Annotated in this window: 28 protein-coding genes; 22 read left to right on the forward strand and 6 right to left on the reverse strand. The window is 37.2% G+C overall.

Annotated elements, in window-relative coordinates:
* The first annotated feature begins 9 nt into the window (after positions 1 to 9).
* Positions 10 to 285, forward strand: coding sequence for a YkvA family protein (locus GHD00_RS14790; protein WP_163538936.1), 276 nt, complete (start codon positions 10 to 12; stop codon positions 283 to 285).
* A 101-nt stretch (positions 286 to 386) separates the two neighbouring features.
* Here GHD00_RS14790 and GHD00_RS14795 read toward each other — a convergent pair whose 3' ends face one another.
* The gene (locus GHD00_RS14795) at positions 387 to 1730 is read right to left on the reverse strand and encodes an ABC transporter permease (protein WP_163538937.1); all 1344 of its coding nucleotides are present in this window, start codon (positions 1728 to 1730) and stop codon (positions 387 to 389) included.
* On the reverse strand, positions 1727 to 2419 hold the full coding sequence (locus GHD00_RS14800; RefSeq protein ID WP_163538938.1) for an ABC transporter ATP-binding protein: 693 nt from the start codon (positions 2417 to 2419) through the stop codon (positions 1727 to 1729). The genes GHD00_RS14795 and GHD00_RS14800 overlap by 4 nt, the downstream gene beginning before the upstream one ends.
* 312 nt (positions 2420 to 2731) lie before the next feature.
* Here GHD00_RS14800 and GHD00_RS14805 point away from each other — a divergent pair, with 312 nt between their 5' ends.
* The 17 genes from GHD00_RS14805 to GHD00_RS14885 all read left to right on the forward strand — a co-directional run bounded on the left by GHD00_RS14805 (position 2732) and on the right by GHD00_RS14885 (position 17056).
* A complete protein-coding gene (locus GHD00_RS14805) occupies positions 2732 to 3916 on the forward strand; it encodes a CapA family protein (RefSeq protein ID WP_240468719.1) in 1185 nt (394 codons plus the stop codon).
* A gap of 17 nt (positions 3917 to 3933) precedes the next feature.
* A complete protein-coding gene (locus GHD00_RS14810) occupies positions 3934 to 4746 on the forward strand; it encodes a DUF368 domain-containing protein (RefSeq protein ID WP_163538939.1) in 813 nt (270 codons plus the stop codon).
* 72 nt (positions 4747 to 4818) lie between these two features.
* Positions 4819 to 5139: a thioredoxin family protein gene (locus tag GHD00_RS14815; RefSeq protein ID WP_163538940.1), complete on the forward strand. Its 321-nt coding sequence runs from the start codon at positions 4819 to 4821 to the stop codon at positions 5137 to 5139.
* 554 nt (positions 5140 to 5693) lie between these two features.
* On the forward strand, positions 5694 to 6449 hold the full coding sequence (locus GHD00_RS14820; protein WP_163538941.1) for a sugar phosphate isomerase/epimerase family protein: 756 nt from the start codon (positions 5694 to 5696) through the stop codon (positions 6447 to 6449).
* A 76-nt stretch (positions 6450 to 6525) separates the two neighbouring features.
* Entirely contained in the window at positions 6526 to 7545 is a 1020-nt protein-coding gene (locus tag GHD00_RS14825; RefSeq protein ID WP_163538942.1) for a LacI family DNA-binding transcriptional regulator, read from the forward strand.
* Positions 7546 to 7705: 160 nt separating this feature from the next.
* Positions 7706 to 8260: a 6-phospho-3-hexuloisomerase gene (gene hxlB / locus GHD00_RS14830; protein ID WP_163538943.1), complete on the forward strand. Its 555-nt coding sequence runs from the start codon at positions 7706 to 7708 to the stop codon at positions 8258 to 8260.
* A gap of 14 nt (positions 8261 to 8274) precedes the next feature.
* Positions 8275 to 8916 carry a bifunctional 4-hydroxy-2-oxoglutarate aldolase/2-dehydro-3-deoxy-phosphogluconate aldolase gene (locus GHD00_RS14835; protein ID WP_163538944.1) on the forward strand — a complete coding sequence of 214 codons (642 nt, stop codon included), beginning with the start codon at positions 8275 to 8277 and terminating at the stop codon, positions 8914 to 8916.
* Positions 8917 to 8939: 23 nt separating this feature from the next.
* The gene (locus GHD00_RS14840) at positions 8940 to 9962 is read left to right on the forward strand and encodes a TRAP transporter substrate-binding protein (RefSeq protein WP_163538945.1); all 1023 of its coding nucleotides are present in this window, start codon (positions 8940 to 8942) and stop codon (positions 9960 to 9962) included.
* Positions 9963 to 10264: 302 nt separating this feature from the next.
* The gene (locus GHD00_RS14845) at positions 10265 to 10744 is read left to right on the forward strand and encodes a TRAP transporter small permease (RefSeq protein WP_163538946.1); all 480 of its coding nucleotides are present in this window, start codon (positions 10265 to 10267) and stop codon (positions 10742 to 10744) included.
* On the forward strand, positions 10744 to 12030 hold the full coding sequence (locus tag GHD00_RS14850; RefSeq protein ID WP_163538947.1) for a TRAP transporter large permease: 1287 nt from the start codon (positions 10744 to 10746) through the stop codon (positions 12028 to 12030). The genes GHD00_RS14845 and GHD00_RS14850 overlap by 1 nt, the downstream gene beginning before the upstream one ends.
* Before the next feature lie 45 nt (positions 12031 to 12075).
* The gene (gene rpiA, locus GHD00_RS14855) at positions 12076 to 12744 is read left to right on the forward strand and encodes a ribose 5-phosphate isomerase A (RefSeq protein WP_163538948.1); all 669 of its coding nucleotides are present in this window, start codon (positions 12076 to 12078) and stop codon (positions 12742 to 12744) included.
* Between the two features lie 50 nt (positions 12745 to 12794).
* On the forward strand, positions 12795 to 13745 hold the full coding sequence (locus GHD00_RS14860; protein WP_163538949.1) for a sugar kinase: 951 nt from the start codon (positions 12795 to 12797) through the stop codon (positions 13743 to 13745).
* A 12-nt stretch (positions 13746 to 13757) separates the two neighbouring features.
* Positions 13758 to 14375, forward strand: a complete 618-nt coding sequence (hxlA, locus tag GHD00_RS14865) for a 3-hexulose-6-phosphate synthase (protein ID WP_163538950.1) — start codon at positions 13758 to 13760, stop codon at positions 14373 to 14375.
* A gap of 438 nt (positions 14376 to 14813) precedes the next feature.
* Entirely contained in the window at positions 14814 to 15284 is a 471-nt protein-coding gene (locus GHD00_RS14870; protein ID WP_163538951.1) for a MarR family winged helix-turn-helix transcriptional regulator, read from the forward strand.
* 71 nt (positions 15285 to 15355) lie between these two features.
* Positions 15356 to 15595 carry a glutaredoxin family protein gene (locus GHD00_RS14875; RefSeq protein WP_163538952.1) on the forward strand — a complete coding sequence of 80 codons (240 nt, stop codon included), beginning with the start codon at positions 15356 to 15358 and terminating at the stop codon, positions 15593 to 15595.
* 70 nt (positions 15596 to 15665) lie between these two features.
* Entirely contained in the window at positions 15666 to 16013 is a 348-nt protein-coding gene (locus GHD00_RS14880; RefSeq protein WP_163538953.1) for a YppG family protein, read from the forward strand.
* A gap of 326 nt (positions 16014 to 16339) precedes the next feature.
* Positions 16340 to 17056 carry an alpha/beta hydrolase gene (locus GHD00_RS14885; protein ID WP_163538954.1) on the forward strand — a complete coding sequence of 239 codons (717 nt, stop codon included), beginning with the start codon at positions 16340 to 16342 and terminating at the stop codon, positions 17054 to 17056.
* Positions 17057 to 17081: 25 nt separating this feature from the next.
* Here GHD00_RS14885 and GHD00_RS14890 read toward each other — a convergent pair whose 3' ends face one another.
* Positions 17082 to 17987, reverse strand: a complete 906-nt coding sequence (locus GHD00_RS14890) for a DMT family transporter (RefSeq protein WP_163538955.1) — start codon at positions 17985 to 17987, stop codon at positions 17082 to 17084.
* Between the two features lie 362 nt (positions 17988 to 18349).
* Here GHD00_RS14890 and cshA point away from each other — a divergent pair, with 362 nt between their 5' ends.
* Entirely contained in the window at positions 18350 to 19801 is a 1452-nt protein-coding gene (gene cshA / locus GHD00_RS14895) for a degradosome RNA helicase CshA (RefSeq protein ID WP_163538956.1), read from the forward strand.
* A gap of 301 nt (positions 19802 to 20102) precedes the next feature.
* Here the strand turns inward: cshA and GHD00_RS14900 are convergent, their stop codons facing one another.
* Both GHD00_RS14900 and GHD00_RS14905 read right to left on the reverse strand, forming a co-directional pair.
* The gene (locus GHD00_RS14900; protein ID WP_163538957.1) at positions 20103 to 20546 is read right to left on the reverse strand and encodes a F0F1 ATP synthase subunit C; all 444 of its coding nucleotides are present in this window, start codon (positions 20544 to 20546) and stop codon (positions 20103 to 20105) included.
* A 27-nt stretch (positions 20547 to 20573) separates the two neighbouring features.
* Positions 20574 to 21341 carry a rhomboid family intramembrane serine protease gene (locus GHD00_RS14905; RefSeq protein ID WP_163538958.1) on the reverse strand — a complete coding sequence of 256 codons (768 nt, stop codon included), beginning with the start codon at positions 21339 to 21341 and terminating at the stop codon, positions 20574 to 20576.
* 298 nt (positions 21342 to 21639) lie between these two features.
* Here GHD00_RS14905 and acpS point away from each other — a divergent pair, with 298 nt between their 5' ends.
* Genes acpS through GHD00_RS14920 form a run of 3 tightly spaced genes read left to right on the forward strand, consistent with a single transcriptional unit; the run spans position 21640 to position 24642 of the window.
* Positions 21640 to 22008 (forward strand): holo-ACP synthase, encoded by a 369-nt coding sequence (acpS, locus tag GHD00_RS14910; RefSeq protein WP_163538959.1) that lies wholly within the window; start codon positions 21640 to 21642, stop codon positions 22006 to 22008.
* 45 nt (positions 22009 to 22053) lie between these two features.
* Positions 22054 to 23571, forward strand: coding sequence for an NAD(P)H-hydrate dehydratase (locus GHD00_RS14915; RefSeq protein ID WP_163538960.1), 1518 nt, complete (start codon positions 22054 to 22056; stop codon positions 23569 to 23571).
* A gap of 54 nt (positions 23572 to 23625) precedes the next feature.
* A complete protein-coding gene (locus GHD00_RS14920) occupies positions 23626 to 24642 on the forward strand; it encodes a LolA family protein (RefSeq protein ID WP_163538961.1) in 1017 nt (338 codons plus the stop codon).
* Between the two features lie 5 nt (positions 24643 to 24647).
* Here GHD00_RS14920 and GHD00_RS20945 read toward each other — a convergent pair.
* Positions 24648 to 24888: hypothetical protein (locus tag GHD00_RS20945; RefSeq protein ID WP_205600773.1), on the reverse strand; the 241-nt coding region annotated here is incomplete at its 5' end.

Here is a 24888-nt window from a genome sequence, read left to right on the forward strand (position 1 = left end):
GGATGTTTTATGCGATTTTTCAGCAGATTAAAGTTTCTATTTAAATTTCGTAAATCTTTCCCATTTTTTAAAGAATTCTTCCTATCAGGTGATGTAAAGATCACATCTAAACTGGCATCTATTCTTTTAATCGCGGCTTATATCATTTTCCCATTTGATTTAATACCTGATTTTTTACTGTTTTTCGGTATATTAGATGATGTAATGGTAGCCACACTTATTTTGCAGCAAATGGTAAAAATGGCTCCAGAATCATTAAGGAAGAAATATGATTTATCACGGTGAACAATTGTCCGTAATCCCCAAATGATGGAAATCCCTCTACAAATCTCGGCTGCTAAGAAATCACAAGATCATTAGCAGCTGCAAATTCTTCATTTTTTAATTTAAATTTCTCTCCGAATCGCCTTTAACACATCTACTTGTGTGGCACGTTTTGCCGGTTTTAATCCAGAAATAATCGTAACTAGTAAACAAATCCCAACCGAAATCAATATTAACGATAGAGGAATAGCAGAAAACTTAAATCCTTCTGGTAACGATTCTTGGAAAGCTGCTTCTAAAATCATCGGTAGCCCAGTATTAACGAGGAGGCTAATCAAGTAAGCTGCTATGGTTCCTATAATGGCTCCCAGCAGGCCAATATAGCTGCTCTCCAATAAGAAAATTTGTTTGATTTTCTTCGGGTGTGCTCCCATTGCTTTCATGATTCCAATATCAGGTGTTCGTTCAGTTACCGCCATCGTCATCGTGTTATAAATTCCAATAGAAGCAATGATAATCGCAATCGTTCCAATGAATATCAAGCCGGTTTTAGCGATGGTAAACAACATATTCAAATTTTTTAGCTCATCCGCAGCAGAGTATACATGATACCCTTGATCTTTTAGGTCACTCGAAATGTCACTAATTTCTTCCATGCTGTTCGCATACCCATATACTTCGTCGTATCCCTCGCTATTTTGTGCAACATGCCTATCTTCTTGGCTAGATCTAGCACCACGAGCAGTACCAGTAAAAGCTCCCACTTCTGCTAAAATGGTTTTCGATATGTACACCGTGTTATCTCGCATCCAATCTCTAGCAGGCGCTTCGACCACACCCGTCACTTTCAGAGAAATGGTTTTGGATTCTTCCTCTTCTCCATTAGAAGAAGATTTGGTCACAATCATATCTATCTCTTTGCCAGCAAGGCCTTCATCATACTGATAAGCCTCTTTTATATCGCCGTTTTCATCATAGATTTCTTCCTGTTCACTCTCAGTAGAAACTAATTGTTCAGAAAAATGAGAGCCAACGACAACCTCATTATCTGCTTCGGGTAATCTACCGTCAGCTAACTCCAGCCCTGCCTTGATTTCAGACGGAAAATGAGCAACAACTGTCTGCCCATATCCTGTATAATCTTCTATTTGATAGGTCGGAGATTGCCTGAGGTTCATACGCCTTGTGACAGCTTTTATATTTTCCATAGACTCTAACTCTTCTATCTCTTTATCCGTAATTTGTTGAAACTCCCCGTCATGATCCTTCCCGGCTATTTGTATTTGCGTAACCGTTCGGTTTTCTAGCATATCTTTTACTAAAGTATCATGTAATCCAAAACCTACAGATGCTAATACAATTAAAAAAGCACAGCCCATTGCTGTTGCAAGAACAGTCATAAAAATTCGTGATTTACTTCGTTTCATATTTCGGCGAACAAATCGCCATTGGTCTTTAAACTTCATATCGCAACACCTTCTTCTATTATTTTCCCATCATGAATATGAATCTGTTTATTCGCAAATTGAGCAACTTTATGATCATGTGTGATAATTAAAAAAGTGATACCTAAATCACGGTTCAGCTGCTGAATAATCTCTAGTATTTCTGCTTCTGTTTCACTATCGAGGCTACCTGTTGGTTCATCCGCTAAAATAATAGGCCGTTCTATGACAAGCGCTCTAGCAATGCTGATTCTTTGCTGCTGTCCTCCTGATAGTTCACTAGGGTAATAGGTCATATAGTTTTCTAAACCAACTTTTTGTAAAGTGTTCTTTGTAATCGATTCTCTTTCCTTTTCGGATACTCCTTTTAAGACAAGTGGCAGTTCTACATTCTCATAAGCGGTCATGCTGGGAATTAGTTGAAAGCTTTGAAAAATAAAACCGATATGTTCTAAACGAAAATCAGCAAAATCCCCTTCATTTAATGCTGTCACATCAACCCCATTGATCAAGATTTGACCTTGTGTGGGCTGCATGAATCCACTAACCAGGTTTAAAAGCGTAGATTTTCCAGAACCACTTCTTCCCGTAATTGCTACGATTTCTCCTTTTTCAACTTGAAATGAAATATCATTTAATACATTCAGGTGTGTTTGATCATTTTTTTTACCTAATTGAAAGGTCTGGCTTACGTTTTTTACTTCAATCATGTTTGTCCTCCTTGTAAAATGGGCTACACTATAAAGACGATAAAAAACGTATATTCATTACAAAATATTCAAAATAAATTTCCATGCCTATGTTAAAATGAAGTTAGCTTCCATACAGAGGGACTTCCATCAGTGGGGGGCTTCATCCCCCGCTGATGGATAGCGAAACTTATCAGGGTGCTAGCGTCCGTTATTCCTCACTTCTTTCATTATTCTAAGTCTGGAAGTGTGGGTCTTACGGACGATTGTTCACCGTGATAAAATAGAACTTCGAGGATTAGCAAGCATGAGTATAAAGGGGAATCATCAACATTGCGTATACAACCATTGATCTATGTGTTGTTATGGCTATTAATCATGGCAGCTTGTACACCGTCTCCGTCTAATTATAATGCTAATAATCATCAAGGGAAGAATAATCCTATGGATGTCAAAAAAGGTGACACAGGAGTGCTGTTTGAATCATTTTTTCCTGGGAGTATTGAGATATCGATTGGAGCAATTGGTGATTTATTAATTCATAACCGAGTCTATGAAGATGCGGCAACAGAGGACGGTTATGATTTCACCCCAATGTTTGAACCCGTCACTAGTTATTTACAAGGGCCGACGATTACCATAGCGAATCAAGAAACGGTAATAGGTGGAGAAGACATAGGATTATCTTCCTATCCAAGGTTTAACAGTCCATATGCCTTGGCAGATGCCATCCAACAATCGGGAGTTGATCTAGTCACAATGGCAAATAATCATATTCTAGATCGCGGGGAAACAGCCATTCAAAATGCGATACGCTATTATGAAAAAATAGGAATGGAGTACACAGGGAGTTTTAAATCTCGAGAAGACCGTAATCAAATTCGTGTCATCGAAACGGATGAAGGAATTTCGGTAGCTTTTTTAAGCTATACGTATGGAACGAACGGTATTCCAACCCCTGCAGGTAAAGATTATTTAGTCAATCGGATGGATTGGGAGCAGATCAAACAAGATGTGCAGAAGGCAGAAAAATTAGCCGATGTCACGGTGTTAAGTTATCATTTTGGAAGTGAATATGAGCGATTTGCGAGTTCAGAACAAAAACAGTTAGCGCAATATGCAGCAAATATGGGTGTAGAAGTAGTGATCGGTCATCACCCTCACGTTTTACAACCATTGGAGTGGCTTGAAGGGAAAGATGGAAATCAGACATTAGTGGCTTATTCTCTGGGGAATTTCTTGTCTGGACAAAATACCTTATATCGCCGAATAGGAGGAATGTTGCAATTTTCTATTGAAAAGGATCTTCAGGATCAACATGTGAAAGTCCATTCTCCGGCTTTTTTGCCTACATTTGTAGACTATCAAATAAAGAATGGGAGAATGACAGGTTTTAAGGTGTTGCCTTTACATAAAGTATCAGAAAGCCAATTATCTCATGTAAATAAGCATCAAAATGAGATAAAGGAGCACCTTTCCAGAAGGCTATCAGAGCTTCAATTTTTAGATAAAGAATAGGAAATGGAGAGTAGAATATGGAGTGGAGAAACATTTATCGAGGGATGCTCATGGGGGCGAGTGATGTTGTGCCGGGTGTGAGTGGAGGTACAATAGCTGTGGTTCTAGGTATCTATGACCGGTTGATTGAAGCAGTAAATGGTTTTTTTAGTAAGGATTTTAAAAAACATCTATTATTTTTAGTCCCATTAGGAATCGGGATTTTAACTGCTGTATTTTTATTAGCAAATATAATAGAGTGGTTTTTTGAGTATTATCCAAAGCAAACACAATTTGCTTTTTTAGGTTTAATTGTTGGGGTATTACCTTTTTTATTTCATCAAGCCAATGCTAAAAATACATTTAGAGTCCAACATATTATCTTGATTGTGGCAGGCGGGATTATAGTTGGTTCGATGGCATTATTTCAAGTAGGTGAACCAGAGCCAGTGACGAGCTTTTCTACGTCAACTTATATTTGGATTTTTGTATCTGGATTTGTAGCTAGTGCTGCGATGATCTTACCTGGTATTAGCGGGTCATTTTTGTTGTACGTTATTGGTTCTTACACAACTATCATCAGTGCGATTAAAGATTTAAATCTCCTTATTATCGGAATTGTAGGGTTAGGTATTGCTCTTGGAATCATGATAATGAGTAAACTTATTTTTTACTTTCTTGAACATTTTCCATATGGTACATATGCTTTTGTGATTGGAATGGTCATAGGTTCTGTATTTGTTATTTTTCCTGGATGGCCTGCAGATGTATGGGAAACAGTTGTATGCATCGGTACGTTTGCTGGAGGCTTATTATTTGCCTTCTTATTAGGGAGAGTAGAGTATAAGTAAAACAGAATATTTGCTTTAATGGGTACGTCATGATAGATTTTGGATGAAGAACAACGAGAAGGAGTTTTTGCCATGAAAGCAATTGAATCGGTAGATCAATTTAATGAAGTGATTGCATCAGAGGACCCAGTCATTATTAAATTTTTTGCGGATTGGTGCCCTGATTGTAAACGTATGGATATGTTTATCGGTGATATTATGGAGCAATATAACCAACATGAATGGTATCAAGTAAATAGTGATGAAGTCCAAGGTTTAGCAGAGAAGTATGAAGTAATGGGTATTCCAAGTCTTTTGATCTTCCAAAATGGTGAGAAAATTGCACACCGTCATAGTGCCTATACGAAAACACCGGACGATGTATTAGAATTTTTAAAAGAACAGTTAGGCTAAGCATTAAGAAATAAAGAGGACGAAAGGTGAGCTGTCATTTCTAGACAGCTCTTTTTTAGCATATCAGAATTTATATCATGTTACAGATCAAGTGAATTCGACGTAGATACCACGATTAGGAAGATAGATAAGAGCAACTACATTTCTAACTTCGCCATAGGCTCGTCAATCAACGAGTTTTCTTTATCATAACAGAAAGTATAAAATTTGTTCGTAATATCCATAGACTACTCAATAACTTATAAATATTTTCCTCCCACTCGTTTAAAGAAGAGTGCTAAATCGTCGCTGCTGCAAAACACTCGCTTTCTGGAGCGGTATTCAGAGCTTTTTTAAGGCTTATGTTGCAGTTTTTTTTCAACTATGAAATGTATGCATATTAGAAAAATCATTCAGGACCGGGCGGGTTTTGCCTGGTTTTTCTTAATTGGATGTTTTACCAAAAATTAGATCTTATAATAATATGGATTTTCTCTTGAATAGCGCTTACATGGATGTTATATTATTTATAAATCGGTTTAGTAAATCGGTTTATGTATGAAGGGGGGGTTCTTATGAGTGGTGTTATTATTCCATTAAACTCCTTTCCTTATGACACAGTAAAGCGTAGAGGTCAGGCTTGGTTTGTGGAACATGTTGCTAAATCGGGAGCATATGGGGTAGAAATTCGCAGAGAGTTATTCCCAGAAGGTCGTTTCCCGCTAAAAGAGATTCGAAGTGAAACGGAAAAGTACAATTTGTTTATTGTTTATTCGGCACCAATTGAGCTTTGGCTTGAGAATGGAACGTTTGATAAAGAAGCATTGCAACAAGTTTTTTTAGAGGCAAAGCAATTAGGAGCAAATTGGGTAAAAGTCTCACTAGGGCATTATAAAAAGAATACTTCTGATTTTCTACCATTGAAAGAATTTCTGAAGTCTTATCATAGTGTTCAACTCCTGGTGGAAAATGACCAAACGATGTATGGTGGCAATATAGAAAAACTAGCATCCTTTTTTACACAAGCTACTCATCAACAAATTCCTGTTAACATGACATTTGATACCGGAAACTGGTATTATACAAATCAAGATGTAGAAAACGCATTGGAACAATTAGCAGGTCATGTCTGTTATCTCCATTTTAAACATGTGGAGAAACAAGAGGATGAACTTATTACTGTACCGCTTCCCAATAAGGAGGATGCGGAATGGACACGAATTCTTCGTCGTTTTCCGGTTAATATAATGAAAGCGTTGGAATTTCCGATGGATTTGAACGGAATAAACAAGTATATGGCTCAAATACAACATGAAGAATTACAATTATGAATGTAGAATCTATGCAAATGTCACATTTACATGGCACAAATCATCCTAAGATTATCGAAATGAAGAGGTAGATGTTATGGGGAAAATAACAATGGCAGATGTAGCCAAAAAAGCAGGCGTATCTAAAAGTACAGTCTCACAATTTTTAAATAAACGGTACGAGTATATGCGTGAAGATACAAGAAAGAGAATAGAAGCTGCCATTGAGGAGCTTCATTATCAACCCAATTATCTTGCCAGAAGCTTAAAGCAAAAGCGTACATCAACGGTTGGAATCATTGTAGCGAATATCATGCACCGTTTCTCGACAGAAGTGAGTCGCTCTATTGAGGACTTTTTTAACAAACATGATATTCATACCATCGTATGTAACGCAGATAATGATCCGGAGAAAGAAAAGAAATATATTGAGATGCTTCGTGCTAAACAAGTGGATGGACTGATCATTTTTCCAACTGGTGAAAATTTTGATCTGTATAAAAGGATGATGAAGGAAGGGTATCCGATTGTGTTTATGGATCGAAAAGTACCTGATTTAATAGCTCCATCCGTTGTTTCTAATAATATAGAAGCAACGAAAACTACAATCGAGCATTTTATGGAAAATGGCCATAAGCAGATTGCTATTGCTACAGAACCTTTAACAATTTCCACTAGGGTGGAACGACAAGAAGGTTATAAAAAAGCGCTGCAAGATAATGGAATAGAAATACGCCAACCATTCATGATTAGCGCAAATATTAAGAAGATAAAAAAAGAACTAGAAGAACTATTTGCGTTAGATGATCCGCCATCAGCTATTTTAGCAGGAAATGACCTTGTGTTTTTAGAGGTATTAGAATTTGCCAAGGAACACAAGCTGAAAGTCGGTAAAGACTTCGCGTTGGCAGTTTTTGATAATATTCCTTTTGCACATTTGGTTCATCCACCTGTGACAACTATTGCTCAACCATCTTATCACATGGGAGAAAAGGCTTCTGAATTATTATTAAAACAAATTAATAAAGAAGAGATAGAAAATCATGAGTTGACGTTTCCTTGTGAGCTTATCATCAGGGATTCTTCCAAGGAATTAAACAATAATACAGTGATATGATGTAAATGAAAAGCATTCCCATAAATATACAGGTTATATTAAAAAAAAAGCCTTGTAAAACGCTTACAGGTATTTTATACTTTTACTATACCGGTTTAGTAAATCGGTTTAGTAGAAATGGTTCATACAGTTTTGAAAACGTAATATAGAGGTGATGCAAATGAAACAGGTAACCGAAACCATTGCAAATGAAATCAGTGAGGTATTGAAAAGAATCAATGCCGATGAGTTGAAGCAATTAGCTAATGAGTTAAAAGGAAGAAAGCGAATATTTATAGCCGGTACTGGACGTTCTGGGTTAGTAGGGAAAGTATTTGCGATGCGTTTAATGCATAGTAACTATCATGTTTATGTGGTAGGAGAGACCATTACACCTAGTATTGAAGCAGAGGATATTTTACTTGTTATTTCTGGTTCTGGAAGCACGGAAACGTTAAAGTATTATGCAAAACAAGCTAAGAGTGTGGGAGCAGCAGTCGCTCTAGTCACAACAAATAAAGACTCGGGAATCGGAAAGATTAGTGATTGTCATGTTCAGATTCCAGCAGCAACGAAAAAGCGACTGCCACATGAACCAGATACTATTCAACCGTTGGGAAGTCAATTTGATCAATCAGCACATTTATTGCTAGATGCTGTAATCGTTTATCTTTTGCAAAGTCAAGAAATAGAAGATGAATCAAGCTTAAATAAAAAACATGCAAATTTAGAATAGGATGGATGTTAGTAATGTCACTTATTCAAACAATTAGTGAGCACAAAGTTGTCGCCATTATTCGAAAAGCAGATGAAAACAATATAATTCCTATATTAAAAGCATTGGATGAAGGTGGGGTTAAAGCTGTTGAAATAACTGCTGAAACTCCCCGCATTACCAATCTAATCGAGAAAGCAGTTGCGGAGTATGGCGGGAAAATTGGCATTGGAGCTGGAACTGTTTTAGATCCAGAAACAGCAAGAGCAGTTATTATGGCTGGGGCAGAGTTTATTGTTTCCCCTACCTTAAATACAGAAACTTTAAAACTGACAAATCGATATGGCGTTTTAAATATACCTGGTGCCTTAACACCGACAGAAATTGTAACTGCTTACGAACATGGAGCTGGCATGGTGAAGGTATTTCCGGCAGATGCATTTGGTCCAAAGTATATGAAAAATGTTCACGGTCCATTACCCCATATTCCATTAATGGCAACAGGTGGTGTTACGTTAGATAATATGAATGAATTTATTGCTCATGGAAGTAAAGCTGTGGGTATTGGAAGTAACTTAGTAAATGTATCGAAGCTTCACACAAGGGAAGACTATGACAATCTAGCATTACAGGCAAGTCGTTTTGTTACAATGCAAAAGGAATTGAATTTATCATAATTAATAAAAAAGGGGCGTTTAAAATGAAAAGGATTGCATTTTTATTATTAGTTGCAATGACAACTATTATAGCGGGTTGTGGAAATAACAGTGCGAATGGAGAAAATGGTGATTCAGTAGATAGTATTAAATTGATTGCTGCACACAATCAAACATCAACAGAAAACCCATATCAAGATGGATTAGTGAAGTTTAAAGAAGTAGCAGAAGAGGAATCTGACGGGGCTATTGAAGTAGAGGTACACGCCGGAACAATTGGTACAAGTGAATCAGAGCTTGTTGAGAAATTGCAAACAGGTGGAGCGGATGTTGTCCTTGTTTCCCCAGGATTTATGACACAAACAGGAATTAAAGAAGTAGATTTATTTGCACTGCCATATTTATTTAGTAGTTATGATCATTGGGAAAATGTGGTGGACGGTGAAATTGGTCAGCAAGTAGCAGAAATTATTAATGAAAAATCAAATAATGATTTTAAGATTGTCGGCTATTGGACAGCTGGTGTAAGACACTATTATGGTAAAAAACCACTTCAATCCATGGATGATTTAAAGGGTTTAACATTGAGAACGCAAACATCAGGAGTTGTAGCGAATTACTGGAAGCAAACTGGAGCGGTTCCAACATCTGTAGCATGGGGTGAATTATATCAAGGGCTGCAGCAAGGTGTTGTAGATTCTGCTGAAAATGCATATCCATACTTTGTGCAGCAAAATCACCACACGACTGAAAATGGCAAGTATATTACGGAAACAGGCCATGATTATACAACGAGATTGCTATTAGTGAATGGCAACACGTTTGATTCCTACTCAGATGAGCAAAAAGAAATTATTTTGAAAGCTGCTGAAGAGTCTGTGCAAGCAGAGAGAGAAGCACTATATACGCAGGAAGAAGAATATAAGCAAAAAGCGTTAGATGATGGGGCAGAAGTGAATGAAATTGACAGACAGCCATTCATTGATTTAGCAAAACCTATTCAAGATGAAGCAGCAAAAGAAATGGGAGCAGAAGATCTTCTGCAGCAAATTAGAGAGATGGAATAAAGAAGTTCATAATTCAAGAACGTGGATGAGTTAACAGTTTCATCAACTGGAATATACGACATTGCTGTGGGAAAGCGAGATTAAGAGACACAACTGTGAGGTTTAGCTCGCAAGGAGCAAGCGGAAAGTATATTCCAGTTGTGTGTAGAGTAAGTTGACTTTTAGGACAACTCCTTCCAACTAAAATAAGCCACTTGCAAAATGATTAGCCTAATTACTTCCTAGTTAAGTTATAGGTTTCATGTACTGTATGTGATGTTAGGAGGTGTCGTTTGTGAAATTTTGTTAAGAGGAGGGACAGCATGAAAAAGCTTATTCAAACACTAGAAAAAATCCAATTAGCAGCAGGTGCCATATTTTTGGCGCTATTCTTTGCTGTCATTTTGATTCAAATTACTACACGTCAACTAGGAATTTCAGTTATTTGGACAGAAGAAGTAGCGAATTATTCTTTTATATGGGCAGTTTTTATGGGTGCGTCTGTAATGGTTAATCGAAAAGAGCATTTCACCTTTGACCTTTTACAAAGAAAATTAAAAGGGAAATTACGAATAATGCTTTCCTTAATCATAGATACAATGCTTATTCTATTTAATATTACCATATTCTATTTTGGTATCCTGACTGTACAGCGTTTTTGGAATTATAATTGGGTGTCACTTCCAGAGATGAAAATGGGGTATGTGTGGATTGCGGTTCCGATTATGGCAGGTACGATGGTTGTTTATTTAATATCACATGTGATTCAGCACGTAAAATCATTAAGGGAGGTAAGTGGATAATGGGCTTTCTACTAATAGGATTATTTATTGTCTTACTGTTTATCGGTGTGCCTATTGCATTTGTCATCGGTATAGTAGCATTGTTAGGAATTATGAACATTCCATACATTCCTGAAATGACGGTTCCGATGAAGATGTTAAATGGGTTAGATTCATTTGTATTATTAGCAGTTCCATTATTCATCTTAGCTGCTAACTTAATGAACTCTGGAAAAATTTCAGTTAAATTAGTTGATCTAGCGTTAGCCATTGTCGGGCCAATACGTGGAGGATTAGCACATTCAAACATTCTAGTGTCTATGATGTTTGCTGGTGTTTCTGGTGCTTCACAAGCAGACACGGCAGGCGTTGGAAAAATCCTTATTCCAAGCATGATTAAAAAAGGCTATGACAAAGAAACAGCGGTAGGAGTAACCGCAGCATCCTCTACCGTAGGGGTGGTTATACCACCGAGTATTCCAATGATTATTTTCGCTGGTATTGCGAATGCATCTGTCGGTGCATTGTTCCTTGGCGGAATTGTGCCAGGAGTTTTAATTGGATTAAGTATGATGATTTTTACGTATATTATTGCTGTAAAGAGAAAATACCCTAAATCAGCAAGAGTAGAATTTGTTAAAATATTCAAATTATTCATGGAAAGTCTGCCTGCCTTACTGACGGTCCTGATTATTATTGGGGGCATTGTTTCAGGGATATTTACAGCAACTGAAGCTGCAGCAATAGCGTCCTTATATACGTTATTCATCAGCATGTTTTTCTATAAAACTTTAAAGTTAAAAGACTTACCGAAAATAATTGTCGATACGTTAGCGTTAAGCTCACTATCCCTATTTGCATTAGCTACAGCAAGTGCATTAGGTGAGCTAATGAGTTATTACCAATTAGGGACTCTAGCTCAAGAATTTTTTACCAACAGCATTGGTTCCAAAGCCATTTTTATACTAATCATTATTGCATTCTTTCTTTTTGTTGGAACATTTATGGATGCGATTCCAGCAATGATATTATTTGTTCCTGTTATTTTACCAACTGCATTACAGTTTGGCATTGATCCAATACATCTTGGTTTAATTGTCATTATTACGTTAGCTATAGGCCTTGTGACACCGCCATATGGGCTATGCTTATTACTTGCCGCTAAAATTGGGGAGCTTTCCATTGAAAGATCCTTTAGAGCTGTATTACCGTATATCATTATTGTCATTATCGTATTAATGTTTATTGCATTTTTCCCTGATGTTGCTTTTTATGTTCCGAAGTTGATAAACCCGACATTATTTTAATGGTTTGGATGGACTGATGAGATAAAAGAAGGAGTTACCAATCATATGGATTATAACAAAAAAATAGCTGGAGAAGAGGCGGTCAACGAAATCAAAGATGGGATGACCATCGGGCTAGGTTCAGGATCTACAGTAAATTGGATGCTTAAAAGATTAGCAGATCGGATAGAAAAGGAAGGATTAACGATAAGGGGGATCCCATCCTCCATTAAGACGGAGTGTTTGGCAAGGGAATTAGGAATCCCTCTAACGGATTTTACAGAAGTAGAGCATATTGATCTTGCTATAGATGGTGCCGATGAGGTAGACCCTCAGTTACAGCTCCTTAAAGGTGGAGGAGGTTCTTTGGTAAGGGAGAAAATAGTGGATACTATGGCAGAAAAGCTAATTATTATTGTGGATGAATCAAAAGTCGTCCAACAGTTGGGCACTTTCCCTCTTCCCATTGAAGTACTCCCGTTCGGATGGAATATAACAGCGAAACAGATTGCTTTATTTGGATGTGTTCCAACATTACGAAAAAAAGGAAAAGACGTATTTATTTCGGATAATGGAAATTATATTTTGGATTGTACGTTTCATAACATTATGGATCCAAAAGCTTTACATGAGAAATTGAAATTACTTGTTGGTGTCGTGGAAACAGGTTTCTTTATTGATATGGCTGATAAAGTCATAGAGGGACGTAACGGTAAGATAGAAATATGGTCTTAACGAAAGGCTGATTTTCAGACATCATCAAGACAAGCAGAGGAGGAGCGAAAATGTATGATGTGATTACTATTGGGGAAGCAATGATTGCCTTTAACCCTAGTTCAACAGGTCCTATGAAATTTGTAAATAGTTTTGATAAAAAAATAGGAGGAGCAGAGTTGAATCTAGCAATAGGTTGTTCCCGCCTTGGACTATCATCTGGTTATATTAGCACTTTAGGAAATGATGAATTTGGAAAGTATATTAAAAATTTTGCTCGTGGGGAAGGAATTGATGTGTCACAGGTTCAGCTAGTGGATCATTATCCTACTTCTCTGAATTTTAAAGAGATTATGGAAGATGGAAATGTGAGGACGTTTTACTATCGTGATAAGTCTCCTATCTTAGCAATGACACCGGCTGATTTGAATGAAGACTATTTTAAACAAGCCAAAGTGTTACATTTGACAGGAATCTTTCCGGCTATTGATCCCAAAAATATAGAAATATTCGATCAAGCTATTTCTTTAGCTAAAAAACACGATGTTAAAATTTCCTTTGATCCGAATATTCGTTTACGCATGTGGTCGAAGGCAGCAGCAAGGGATACATTATCCAAGATACTTCCTCATGTGGATATTTTGCTTGCTGGCGACGAAGAAATGGAAATCATTATCGGAGAAAAAGAACCAAAAGCAATCGTAGGTGCTTTGAAAGAATTAGAGATTTCCTATATAGCAATTAAACAAGGAGAGAATGGATCTGTTGGTTATCATAACGGCGAATATATAGAAGCTGGGCCAGTAAAAGCTCCAAAGGTAGTGGATACAGTAGGAGCTGGAGATGGTTTTAATGCAGGTTTCCTTTATGGGATTTTACATGATTGGTCACTAGAAAGAACACTTGATTTTGCCAACACGATAGGTTCTATGGTAGTAGGAGTCATTGGAGATAATGAAGGGCTTCCTTATTATGAAGATGTGCAAGGGCGTCTTGGTGAGATAGATGTAATAGAAAGGTAAAGGGGTTTTTTGATGAAATTACAATTAGCTTTAGACAGGCTGCCACGAGAAGAGTGTATTCGGATTGTAAAGGAAACAGAAGAGTTTATAGATATCGTGGAAGTTGGAACAGGAGTTATTAAAGAATATGGCATGTCCATTGTACGTGAATTACGAGAACTGTACCCCAACAAAGAAATTTTAGCAGATATGAAGACTTGTGATGCAGGTAAGCATGAAGCAAAACAAGCCTTTGATGCAGGTGCAGATATTGTTACTGTAATGGCTTTTTCTTCTAGTTTAACCATTAAGGATACTTTGAAGGTAGCAGAAGAATATGAAAAGCGTATTATGATTGATTTGTTGGAAGTCGATTCAAGCGATAAAATTGCACAATTACAAGATTTAAATGTAGACCTTGTGAGTCTGCACGTTGGTAAAGACAAACAACAAGAAGGTAGCTTTAACACCGACTTATTCTCTTTAGTGAAAGGATATCATTTCGAAACTTCCGTAGCTGGTGGAGTCCATTTAGATACGCTTCCTGAAATTGCGAAAGAGGATCCTGATATCATCATTGTGGGCAGTGCTATTACAAAATCAGAGAATCCACAAGAAGTTGCAAGAAAAATGAAAGAAGTAATGAGTTAAGAAGCAAGAAATACAACTTTTCTTGCTTCTTTTTTTTATAGGAAAGTATAAATTGTCAGCAAGGAAGCAATTTCGACGTAGTGGACAATTCTAGGAATATAGATAAGTGCAACTACGTCTCTGACTTCGCCAAAGGCTCGTCAATCGACAAGTTTTCTTTATTTTAGAAACCTTTTTTCTTTTTTCTGCGTATATAATATTGGGGTGTTAAAGGTTTAGTTTCGTTTTGTTAATTACATTTATTTATGTTTGGCTCATGCGATTGGAAGATATTTGCACAAATTACGGTGTACATCGCTTCGTTTTATGTTATCTTAGATATACAAATGAACAAAAAAATAAAAACATAAGTTAAAATTGTATTTAGCCACCCTTGACGGTGAAGGTTAACTGTAAGCATGACATATAAAGTATCTTGAAGTTGAGAGGATGAAAGGGATGGAAGAGGAAAAAGAAATATATTATGAGAAAAAGCAGGACCCTTCCCTGAAGCTTTTTGTTGTATTATCCAAAGCCTATCGATCGGTAGCAGATCAAGTTGCCAAAGATATTAGAAGTCATGGTCTTAATACAACGGACTTTGGTGTTTTAGAGCTGCTTTATCATAGAGGAGAACAGCCGCTGCAAAAAATAGGAGATCGTATTTTATTAGCGAGTGGAAGTATTACATATGTTGTAGATAAACTGGAGAAAAAGGGATATGTGAAAAGGAATCCATGTCCCAATGACCGTCGCATAACATATGCTTCCATTACACAAGAAGGAAAAGATTTATTGAATCAGATTTTTCCAGAACATTGGAAGCAAATAGAAGCTATAACCGCAGGGTTAGAAACAGAAGAGAAGATACAAACGATTGAGTTCTTGAAAAGACTTGGTACATATGCAGATAATTCTTCGGGAAAATAAACAAAGGTTTAGCAGAAATTGGTGAGGGGAATAGTTTGCATGAAATGATCATGCAGCTAGGAGGATCACCGATGAATGGGAAACCAATACAAGTTTTTGTAAGTGACGGCTGTCAAGAATGCAATCAATTGGTAACTTTTTTAGAAGAGTATAACGTACCATTTCATTTAATTAATACATCAGAAAATAGAGATAATTTAGAGAAGTTACAGGAAAACGGACTGTACTTGACGCCAGCTGTTATCGTGAGTAAACATTGTCGTTTACTGGGATTTCAAAGAAATAAATTAAAAGAAGTTCTTGGTTTATAAAGCGTGAACGAAATTCCATTTTTCGCATAGGCTAAAACTAGAAAAGATGTGCGAAAATGGAGGGATAAGAATGGATAATATGTATAGAAAAGTTCCGTATCCATATCATATGCCTATGTATGAACAACAAGTCAATCCGTCTTTCATTCAAAATCAGCCTGTAAACCAAATGCAAGGACCTGTAACACCTTATCAATATTACCAAAAACCTTTAATGCCTATTCAGCAAGATACGTCTTTTCCCCAAGTACCAATGGGGAAACAGCCGAATCCATTTGTTCACTACTTTCAAGATAAGAATGGTGAGATGGATTTTGACAAGGTGTTTCAAACCGTCAACCAACTTGCTAGTACCTATAATCAAGTGTCACCAATCTTTAAGAACGTCGGTAGTTTTCTAAAAGCTTTCCAAAAATAAATGTGTTTTATTATATTTTGAAAAAATCCTTGTCCCGCATCGGCAAGGATCTTGTTTTTACAAGTTAACATATGATCATGATTCTTACCTCTCACTAGCAGAGGAAATATACAAGGGAATCCTTCGGGAAAGCAACGGCTGAAGATCCCTCGTGGTGAGCGTACTTTGCTGAAGAGGAAGCTGAAGTGCTACCCGCGGAAAGTGAAGTGTATTTCCGGAGCGGTATCTAAGCGCTTTTTTTCTAAAGTAATGCCCGGTTACAACTGCTGTGAGAAAAAGCAACAAGAGTAAGTGAATTATAAGAAAGAGTGAAAGGAAGAGTGTGTATGACTGCTTGTCTTCTTATCCATGGTTACACCGGTGGTCCTTATGAAGTCGAGCCCCTAGCTACATATTTAAAAGAACAAACCGATTGGGAAGTTATGTCACCCCGTTTACCAGGTCATGGGTTAGGGGATGATGGTAAAGCATTAGATTTAGGTGATGTTTCTTATACGGATTGGATTTCTACGGCAGAGGATGCTTATTTACAGTTGAAAGAAAAACACGATGTTATTTATATTATCGGATTTTCAATGGGGGGGATGATTGCCGCTTATTTAGCAGCGTCGTACCCATGCGAAAAACTCGTATTATTGTCTACTTCTAGAAAATTTATAAGCATCTCACAAATGAGCATAGATATTCTTGACTTTGGTAAAAAAGCCATAAAAAAACAATTGAAAGAGGATCCGTTATTCAATCATTATAAAGGGAAGTACGGTTCTGTCCCACTTTCTGCTAATTTAGAATTTTTGAAATGTATGAAATTTACAAAACCTTACCTAAAGCAAATCCATTGTCCTGTTTTTATTGCACAAGGCATACAGGACGGCATGGTTCCATATAAATCTGTACACTATTTAGACAAAGAAATTCCAGTAGATGCAGAGATTATATATTTTCATGATTCCAAACATTTAATTTGCTTAGGAGAAGATAAAGATATCGTCATTCAGTCGGTATATCATTTTTTATTAAGAAAAGCAACGACCTATTCCTGAAGTTGAGATCAGGGAATGTCGTTGCCTAATTTGTGATCGTAATTTTCATTTTGCGTTTACGTCTTGTGCTGGCTATAAATAGTAATAAACCGGACAGTACAATCATTCCGCCTAACCATTGAGTCCACGTAATACCTTCATCTAATATAAAATAAGCTAATATGGATGCACCAACAGGTTCAAATACAATTCCTATTGAAATAACAGAAGCACTGACCCATTTTAAGGACCAATTTAACAAATTAAGCCCTAAAATAGTAGGGATAATAGCAATCCCTATGAAAAATAACCAATGATTCGTATCATAGCCTGTAAATGGATGTTTTAACAACAGGTTGTACACGATTAAAATAAAGGCGCCTACACTATAAGCCACACATGTGTAACTGATAGCAGACATTTTTTTGCGGACTTGTTGACCGAATAAAAAGTATATCGTGATAAAAATAGCTCCAAGTAAGGCTAAAACATCTCCATATATAGCATTTCCCGCTAATTGAAAATCTCCCCAGGCGATTATAATACTGCCAAAAATAGCGATGAACATGCTGATGATGGTTCCAGCAGAGAATCTTTCCTTGAAGAATAAGTAAGTCCCTAAAAAAGCGAATATAGGCTGCAAGGTGACAATAACTACAGAGCTAGCGACAGATGTATAGTTGAAAGATTCAAACCATACGATGAAATGAACAGCTAAACTAACACCTGCAAATATCGTGAATATCCATTCCTTTTTATCTAACCGTAACAATTCTGTTCGTTTCATAAATAATACATATGGGAGCATCAAGACAGCTGCAATCAATAGTCGGTAATTGGCGATGATAGCAGCAGGTGCGCTTTCTGCCAGCTTGACGAAAATAGCAGCAGTAGAAACAGAAAGTACTCCAATCATAATGGCGATATAAGGATAGATCAGTCTATCTTTCATGCGCTCACCTACTCTCTAGCTGAATTTAAGTATAGTATATCAGTAATTTGCATGAATCATAATCAAAACGTGTAAGAATATGCATGCATGGAAAAAATTATATGGAATTTTGATTGAGAGTGTGTTATGATGAAATAATCCATTGAGTGGTCATTTATAAGCCTCTTCCAACTGTGGAGGAAGGCTTTTTTCTTTGCACATTAGGAATAGTCAATATTTTACATGTAATTTAAATTAATTTTTATGAAGAAAAAGGGCCTTTCCCTTTATTTTATATAGCTATATTGGATAAACTGATTATAATGAGAAAAATAAATGATAAGAGATGAGATTTTGAAAGAAAAAAGGAGTAGAAAAAGATAGTGACAAAGTTTAATCAATTAAATATTTCAGCGTCGATAATGAAAGCATTAGAAAAAATGGGGTTTGAAGAGGCAACGCCAATTCAAGCAGAAACAATCCCATTAGGAGTCGAAGGTAAGGATGTTATTGGTCAAGCTCAAACAGGGACTGGTAAAACAGCTGCCTTTGGTATTCCGATGATCGAGAAAATAAATAAAGATACTCGTAAAATCCAAGGTTTGGTTGTAGCTCCAACTCGTGAATTAGCGATTCAAGTGTCTGAAGAGTTGCACAAACTAGGTAAATTTAAGGGTGTTCGAACACTTCCTGTTTATGGCGGGCAGCATATGGAACGACAAATTAGAGCACTTAAAGACCGTCCACACATCGTTGTGGCTACACCAGGGCGTTTATTAGATCATTTAAGACGCCGTACGATACGAGTAGATGATGTCCAAACAGCTGTTTTGGACGAAGCAGATGAAATGCTTAACATGGGTTTTATCGATGATATTCGTGATATCTTAAAGGCGATCCCAGAAGATAGGCAAACCTTATTGTTTTCTGCAACAATGCCTAAGGAGATACGTAATATTGCGTCTACTTTAATGAAGCAGCCAGAAGAAGTAAAAGTAAAAGCAAAAGAGATGACGGTATCCAATATTGATCAATATTTTGTTGAAGTGAATGAAAAGCAAAAGTTTGATACTTTAACCAATTTGTTAGATGTCCATGTACCAGAATTAGCCATTGTATTTGGCCGTACTAAGAAGCGTGTGGATGAATTAACAGAAGGGTTACAAGCAAGAGGATTTCGCGCAGAAGGGATACATGGCGACTTAACTCAAGGAAAACGAACATCTGTCTTAAAGAAATTTAAATTTGGCCGTATTGAAATTTTAGTAGCGACAGATGTAGCAGCTCGTGGTTTAGATATATCTGGTGTGACACATGTTTACAACTTTGATATACCACAAGATCCGGAAAGCTACGTTCACCGTATCGGTCGTACAGGTCGTGCTGGCAAAATGGGAGAGGCTATTTCTTTTATTACCCCAAGAGAAGTACCGCATCTTCACCTTATTGAAAAGGTAACAAAAAGTAAGATGACACGCATGACCCCGCCTAGCTATGACGATGCTAAAAAAGGTCAGCAGCAGCTATCGATGAAAAAGCTTTCTAAAACGGTTGAAAAGAAAGACTTGAAAGATTACCGCGAGGCAGCTAGTGAATTATTAGATAATTATGATTCTGTCACAGTTGTATCGGCAGCGTTAAAATTATTAACGAAAGAGCGCAGGCAGACGCCAGTTACGTTAACTTCTGTACAGCCTGTCAGCGTAAAGCAAGCAACAAAAAATAAAAATACAAAATTTAGAAAAGATAATAAACGAGGATTTGGTCGAAAAGGAAAACAAGGTGGAAGAAACCGCAAATTCCAGAATAAAAGGCCAAAAGGAAAACGTTCCTAAGTAAAAAAACCCTGTTGCGAACTCATTGCAACAGGGTTTTTTACCATATCAGAATTTATATCATGTTACACATGAAGTGAATTCGACGTAGATCCCACGATTAGGAATATAGATAAGGGCAACTACGTCTCTGACTTCGCCCAAAGGCTCGTCCATCGACAAGTTTTCTTTACCGTATAGGAAAGAAAGTATAAATTGTCAGCAAGGAAGTTATCTCGAAGTAGTGGACAATTTTAGGAATATAGATAAGGGCAACTACGTCTCTGACTTCGCCAAAGGCTCGTCCATCGACAAGTTTTCTTTATATAATCGTGATGACTACAATCGATAGTAATGGAATGGTCAGAATAGTGACGAAACCGATAAACGAGAGGGAATTCACATATCCCTTCTCTGTTTTTGACAACTCATCCACTTCAGACATCAGTTCTTGTTTAGTCATCCATATTTGAGCCGAACTATAAGCTATAACGGCAAGAATGATTAGAATAGGGATGATAGCACTTGTAACTTGTATTGTCTCTTCTTCCATGAAAGTAAAACCAAGGACAACAAGAAAGATGGGGATTGCTTCAATCAATGCTACTTGAATAAAGTAACGAGTTTGGTCTTTTTGAAGGCCTTGCTGATTGAATTCGTTTCGTTTGATGCGATAGCTTAGTCCTCGCATTAGTCGTTTAAATGCAAAAAGTATACCGATTCCTGCTATCACAGATGCTATGGTAAAAATCCAAGCTGCTGCCATATGTAATGCTGCTCCTTTCGGTTGCTATTATAACAAGGAAGATAATAATCCTAATATAACTAATATAACGAAGATGCTGATAATAATGGGGCGAATATATGGTTTGATTCGATATCTTTTTTTATTCCACCTGTTCGGATCAAAACCAATATCATTACTCTCTTTTGTTCTTCTTTGATTACGCCATGGCGAGAAGGGCTGAACATTTTTTAACAGAAGAGGGCCTAATGCAAACCCGCCAATAAAACCAAATAAATGTCCGGCAATATTAATACCTGGGCGGATGAAAGTCATGATTAAACTAATGACAATAATGATAGTAACCAATTTTGCGTTTTGTGGATCGATTAACCTTTTTTCAAACAGAATCATAAATAAGTACAGACCAAACAGACCGAAAATAGCACCTGATGCTCCAACATGAGTGTAGAATGGACTAGGTTCAGCGATGTATGTCAGAATATTAGCAATTACACCAGTAAATAGATAAGTCGAGATAAATTTAGCTTTCCCTAGCATTTGCTCAAGTGCAGGCGCAAATAAAACGAGGGCAAAGGAGTTAAATAAGATATGTCCGGTTCCATGTTGACTGTGCAGGAAAATCGGTGTTATAAATCTCCAGTATTCCCCCGTGCTTATTTTAAGGTTCATCCCGACACCATAATCGTAAATGATCTCACCAATAGGAGGAACTATCCAACTAATCAGCCATAAACCAATTTGCAATCCGATGATAATAGAAACAATCGGATAAAAATGGAGGAAATCTTTAAAGCTTTCTGTTCTTATAAACATAAGCTAACTCCTTTATGTATTTTATCACGGTGAACAATCTTCCGTAAGCCCCCCACATTAAGACTTAAAATAGTGAAAGAAGGATAAGTAGGGATAACGGACGCTAGCACCTTAAGTTTCGCTAACCATCAGTGGGAGATGAAGAACCCCCCCCACTGATGGAAGTCTTTCTTTATCACAATTTTACCATAAAATGAAGGGTTATGCTTCTATTGTATGTGAGAAACATCTCTACATGCAAAAGGTGCCTAGGTGCGATATACTTAGCAATATAATGGATGACATAAGGATGGAGTATATGATAATAGGAATTGGCATTGATATTGTGGAGTTAAATCGCATAGAACAAATATTGCAAAAACAGCCGAGATTTCTCAGTCGTATTTTATCTCAACGGGAGCAATTATTATATGAACAAATGGAAACCCCTAAAAGAAAGGTCGAATTTTTAGCAGGGCGTTTCGCAGCCAAGGAAGCATTTTCTAAAGCATATGGTACTGGTATAGGACCAGTATCTTTTCAAGAAATTGAAGTGTTAAAAACAGAAGCTGGAGCACCAGTGGTGGACATAGATAGGTTAGCAGAGGAAAAAGTTTGGGTATCTATTTCGCATAGTGATACATATGCTGTTGCACAAGTAATAATTGAAACGGATTCTGCATATTAGGAAGGTTTGTCTCATACTATTTTAGTGCGGGTAGGAGGGAACAAGATGTACATCGTAACCGCGGAAGAAATGTACGAAATCGATCAATATGCAATGGAAAAAGGGGGAATATCAGGGGAACGATTAATGGAGAATGCCGGTAGACAAATTGCCGATCGGCTGATCAAAAGTGTCACTTTGAATCAACGAATCGCTATATTAATAGGTGGCGGAAATAATGGTGGAGATGGTTTTGTTATTGCTAGATTTTTAAAAGAAGCTGGGTATCCTATTAGTGTGTTCCAAGTAGTGAAGGATGAAAAGATACGAGGAGATGCAAAGATTCACAAGCATCTATTACAAGGAATAGGTGTGAGGGTGGAGCTGGTTCTAGATGCGAACGAGCTGGAACAAAAACTAATGGATCATGAACTTGTGATTGATGCAATGCTAGGTATTGGGATTACCGGATCCTTACGTGAACCGATTAGAAGTATAATAGAAGTCGTTAATCAGAGTAATCTTCGCATCATCGCTGTTGATATACCTAGCGGGTTGCCTGCAAATGATCAAGTAGAGGTAGATGCTGCAATAGCAGCAGATCAAACTTATATCGTGGAAGCACCGAAGCAAACTGTTTTTATAGAACCAACAAATTCTTATTACGGTGATTGGCAAGTTGTGTCCATTGGGATACCGATTGAAGCTTTTTTAGAAATAGGTAGAGTAAAACGATGGGATGATCACGATGTGAAAAGAACACTGCCTCAAAGAGACATTTTCTCTCATAAAGGTTCACATGGGCGGGGGTTAGTAATTGGCGGACAGCTGACAATGCCTGGCTCCATCACATTAACTGCTAACGCTGCGTTACGATCAGGTGCAGGACTATTAACCATAGCAACAATAAAGGAATTGATTCCCATCATAGCCAATCAATGTACAGAAGCAACGTATCATATATTAAGCGATGAAGATGGTAAGATTACAGGTGGTCATTTAACAAAGGAAACATATGATGCAGTAGCGATTGGAATGGGAATGGGAAGAAGTCAGCGATCTAGTGATTTTATTAAAAAGTTTGTGCGGAAAATTGACAAGCCTGTAATTATCGATGCTGATGGGCTTTACCATATTTCTAATATGTTAGAAGAATGGAAACCATCCCATAAAACGATTATATTAACTCCACATTATGGTGAATTAGCCATGTTAACTGGTTATTCTGTATCTGACATCAAAAAAGCCCCTTTTACTATTTCGAGGGAATTTGCAGCCGAATATCAAGTTTATCTGATTTTGAAGGGGAAATACACCATTATAACCACACCTGATGGAAGGCAATCGATTTGTGATAAGGGCAATACAGGACTAGCCAAAGGTGGCACTGGAGATGTTTTGTCTGGCATTTTGTTAACGATGGTCATGCAGCATGACAATGTTTCGACGGCATTGAATAATGGCTGTTTTGTTCATGGTAAGTCTGCAGAGTTGCTAGTGAAAAGAGGAAAGCATACGGAGAGAGATATGCTTGCTTCTGATGTGATAGAAGGAATTTCGCATGTATTTCGTACATTTTCTTAGCGCGTGATCGTGTTCCCTTTGTCCTCTTATTTGAGACAAAGGAGAGTTGTCGCGATGAAAAAATATACAAAATGGATAATAGGTATATTGTTAATTACGGTACTTGCTGCTTGTGGGGAGAAATCAAAAGAAGATGTGGTGCAAAAGCTTGAAAGCATGGCCGAGGATATGAGCAGTTATCAAATGCAAGCAATGATGACATTGAAAACAGGAAAAGAAGATCAATTATATCGAATTGAGGTAGCACATAAGAAAAAAGATTTTTACCGTGTTTTACTTAAAAATGAAAATGACGAAGAAGGAAGTCAAATTATTTTACGAAATGATGAAGGAGTCTTCGTTTTAACACCTGCTCTCAACAAAAGCTTTAAATTCCAAAGTGATTGGCCAGACAATAACAGTCAGCCATATTTATTCCAATCATTAGTACAAGATCTGTTAGATGACCAAGATGCAACCTTCACAACAACCGAAAACTATTATGTATTCGAAACAAAAACAAGCTATGAAAGCAACAGTAATTTACCATATCAGTCTATTTATTTTGATAAGAAAACATATGCACCTGTTTTAGTAAAAGTCTTAGATCAAGATAAGAATACTTTAGTTGAAGTGGAGTTTTCTTCTTTTGAAATAGATCCAGAGTTACCTGATGATACGTTTGAAATGGAAAAAAATATGACAAGTAGTATATTTGGTGTACCAGTAATGGCGCAGGAAGATTTACCGCAGCAATTAACCGTTCAATATCCTGCTGAGACATTTGGAGCAGAATTAGTAGAAGAAAATCAAAAAGATCTGGAAAATGGGAAACGTATCATGTTGTCCTATGAAGGAGATAAAAGCTTTACCGTGATTCAAGAGACGGTTAGTGCCTATCCAACAAGTGCACAATCACCAGAGCAGGTTAATGGGGAGCCAGTCCATTTAAGCTCCACAATGGGAGCACTTTCTAATAACTCTATAGAATGGACGCAAAACGGTGTCAACTACTACTTAGCAAGCGATCAACTAACGAAACAGGAAATGATATCAGTCGCAAGATCCATGACCACACAAGGCACAAAATAAGCTTATTAATACTTTATCAAGGTTTTCTTTCGTTGCGGAATACCACGGAGAACAAGACTCTCCGTGGTATTTGTGCTTATATCAGGCGTTTTTTGGGAAGTACGTTCGTTGAGAGCTTGCACGTTAGGAAAGCATAAAAATAGTGCACATAATCCATAAACTGCGCAGTAACTTTGGTTAAGTTTTCCTCCGCTTGTCTCGATGAGTGCGTAATCGACGCTGCGGAAAAACACTCGCTTTCCGGGG

Origin of the sequence: Gracilibacillus sp. YIM 98692 (assembly GCF_010993965.1) — a bacterium.
In the GTDB taxonomy this organism is placed as follows: domain Bacteria; phylum Bacillota; class Bacilli; order Bacillales; family Amphibacillaceae; genus Gracilibacillus.

What these genes read in the sequence shown, in the direction of transcription:
- GHD00_RS14790 (WP_163538936.1), top strand. Translation starts at nt 10, where the DNA reads ATGCGATTTTTCAGCAGATTAAAGTTTCTATTTAAATTTCGTAAATCT.
- GHD00_RS14795 (WP_163538937.1), bottom strand. Translation starts at nt 1,730, where the DNA reads ATGAAGTTTAAAGACCAATGGCGATTTGTTCGCCGAAATATGAAACGA.
- GHD00_RS14800 (WP_163538938.1), bottom strand. Translation starts at nt 2,419, where the DNA reads ATGATTGAAGTAAAAAACGTAAGCCAGACCTTTCAATTAGGTAAAAAA.
- GHD00_RS14810 (WP_163538939.1), top strand. Translation starts at nt 3,934, where the DNA reads ATGGAGTGGAGAAACATTTATCGAGGGATGCTCATGGGGGCGAGTGAT.
- GHD00_RS14815 (WP_163538940.1), top strand. Translation starts at nt 4,819, where the DNA reads ATGAAAGCAATTGAATCGGTAGATCAATTTAATGAAGTGATTGCATCA.
- GHD00_RS14820 (WP_163538941.1), top strand. Translation starts at nt 5,694, where the DNA reads ATGAGTGGTGTTATTATTCCATTAAACTCCTTTCCTTATGACACAGTA.
- GHD00_RS14825 (WP_163538942.1), top strand. Translation starts at nt 6,526, where the DNA reads ATGGGGAAAATAACAATGGCAGATGTAGCCAAAAAAGCAGGCGTATCT.
- hxlB (WP_163538943.1), top strand. Translation starts at nt 7,706, where the DNA reads ATGAAACAGGTAACCGAAACCATTGCAAATGAAATCAGTGAGGTATTG.
- GHD00_RS14835 (WP_163538944.1), top strand. Translation starts at nt 8,275, where the DNA reads ATGTCACTTATTCAAACAATTAGTGAGCACAAAGTTGTCGCCATTATT.
- GHD00_RS14840 (WP_163538945.1), top strand. Translation starts at nt 8,940, where the DNA reads ATGAAAAGGATTGCATTTTTATTATTAGTTGCAATGACAACTATTATA.
- GHD00_RS14845 (WP_163538946.1), top strand. Translation starts at nt 10,265, where the DNA reads ATGAAAAAGCTTATTCAAACACTAGAAAAAATCCAATTAGCAGCAGGT.
- GHD00_RS14850 (WP_163538947.1), top strand. Translation starts at nt 10,744, where the DNA reads ATGGGCTTTCTACTAATAGGATTATTTATTGTCTTACTGTTTATCGGT.
- rpiA (WP_163538948.1), top strand. Translation starts at nt 12,076, where the DNA reads ATGGATTATAACAAAAAAATAGCTGGAGAAGAGGCGGTCAACGAAATC.
- GHD00_RS14860 (WP_163538949.1), top strand. Translation starts at nt 12,795, where the DNA reads ATGTATGATGTGATTACTATTGGGGAAGCAATGATTGCCTTTAACCCT.
- hxlA (WP_163538950.1), top strand. Translation starts at nt 13,758, where the DNA reads ATGAAATTACAATTAGCTTTAGACAGGCTGCCACGAGAAGAGTGTATT.
- GHD00_RS14870 (WP_163538951.1), top strand. Translation starts at nt 14,814, where the DNA reads ATGGAAGAGGAAAAAGAAATATATTATGAGAAAAAGCAGGACCCTTCC.
- GHD00_RS14875 (WP_163538952.1), top strand. Translation starts at nt 15,356, where the DNA reads ATGAATGGGAAACCAATACAAGTTTTTGTAAGTGACGGCTGTCAAGAA.
- GHD00_RS14880 (WP_163538953.1), top strand. Translation starts at nt 15,666, where the DNA reads ATGGATAATATGTATAGAAAAGTTCCGTATCCATATCATATGCCTATG.
- GHD00_RS14885 (WP_163538954.1), top strand. Translation starts at nt 16,340, where the DNA reads ATGACTGCTTGTCTTCTTATCCATGGTTACACCGGTGGTCCTTATGAA.
- GHD00_RS14890 (WP_163538955.1), bottom strand. Translation starts at nt 17,987, where the DNA reads ATGAAAGATAGACTGATCTATCCTTATATCGCCATTATGATTGGAGTA.
- GHD00_RS14900 (WP_163538957.1), bottom strand. Translation starts at nt 20,546, where the DNA reads ATGGCAGCAGCTTGGATTTTTACCATAGCATCTGTGATAGCAGGAATC.
- GHD00_RS14905 (WP_163538958.1), bottom strand. Translation starts at nt 21,341, where the DNA reads ATGTTTATAAGAACAGAAAGCTTTAAAGATTTCCTCCATTTTTATCCG.
- acpS (WP_163538959.1), top strand. Translation starts at nt 21,640, where the DNA reads ATGATAATAGGAATTGGCATTGATATTGTGGAGTTAAATCGCATAGAA.
- GHD00_RS14915 (WP_163538960.1), top strand. Translation starts at nt 22,054, where the DNA reads ATGTACATCGTAACCGCGGAAGAAATGTACGAAATCGATCAATATGCA.
- GHD00_RS14920 (WP_163538961.1), top strand. Translation starts at nt 23,626, where the DNA reads ATGAAAAAATATACAAAATGGATAATAGGTATATTGTTAATTACGGTA.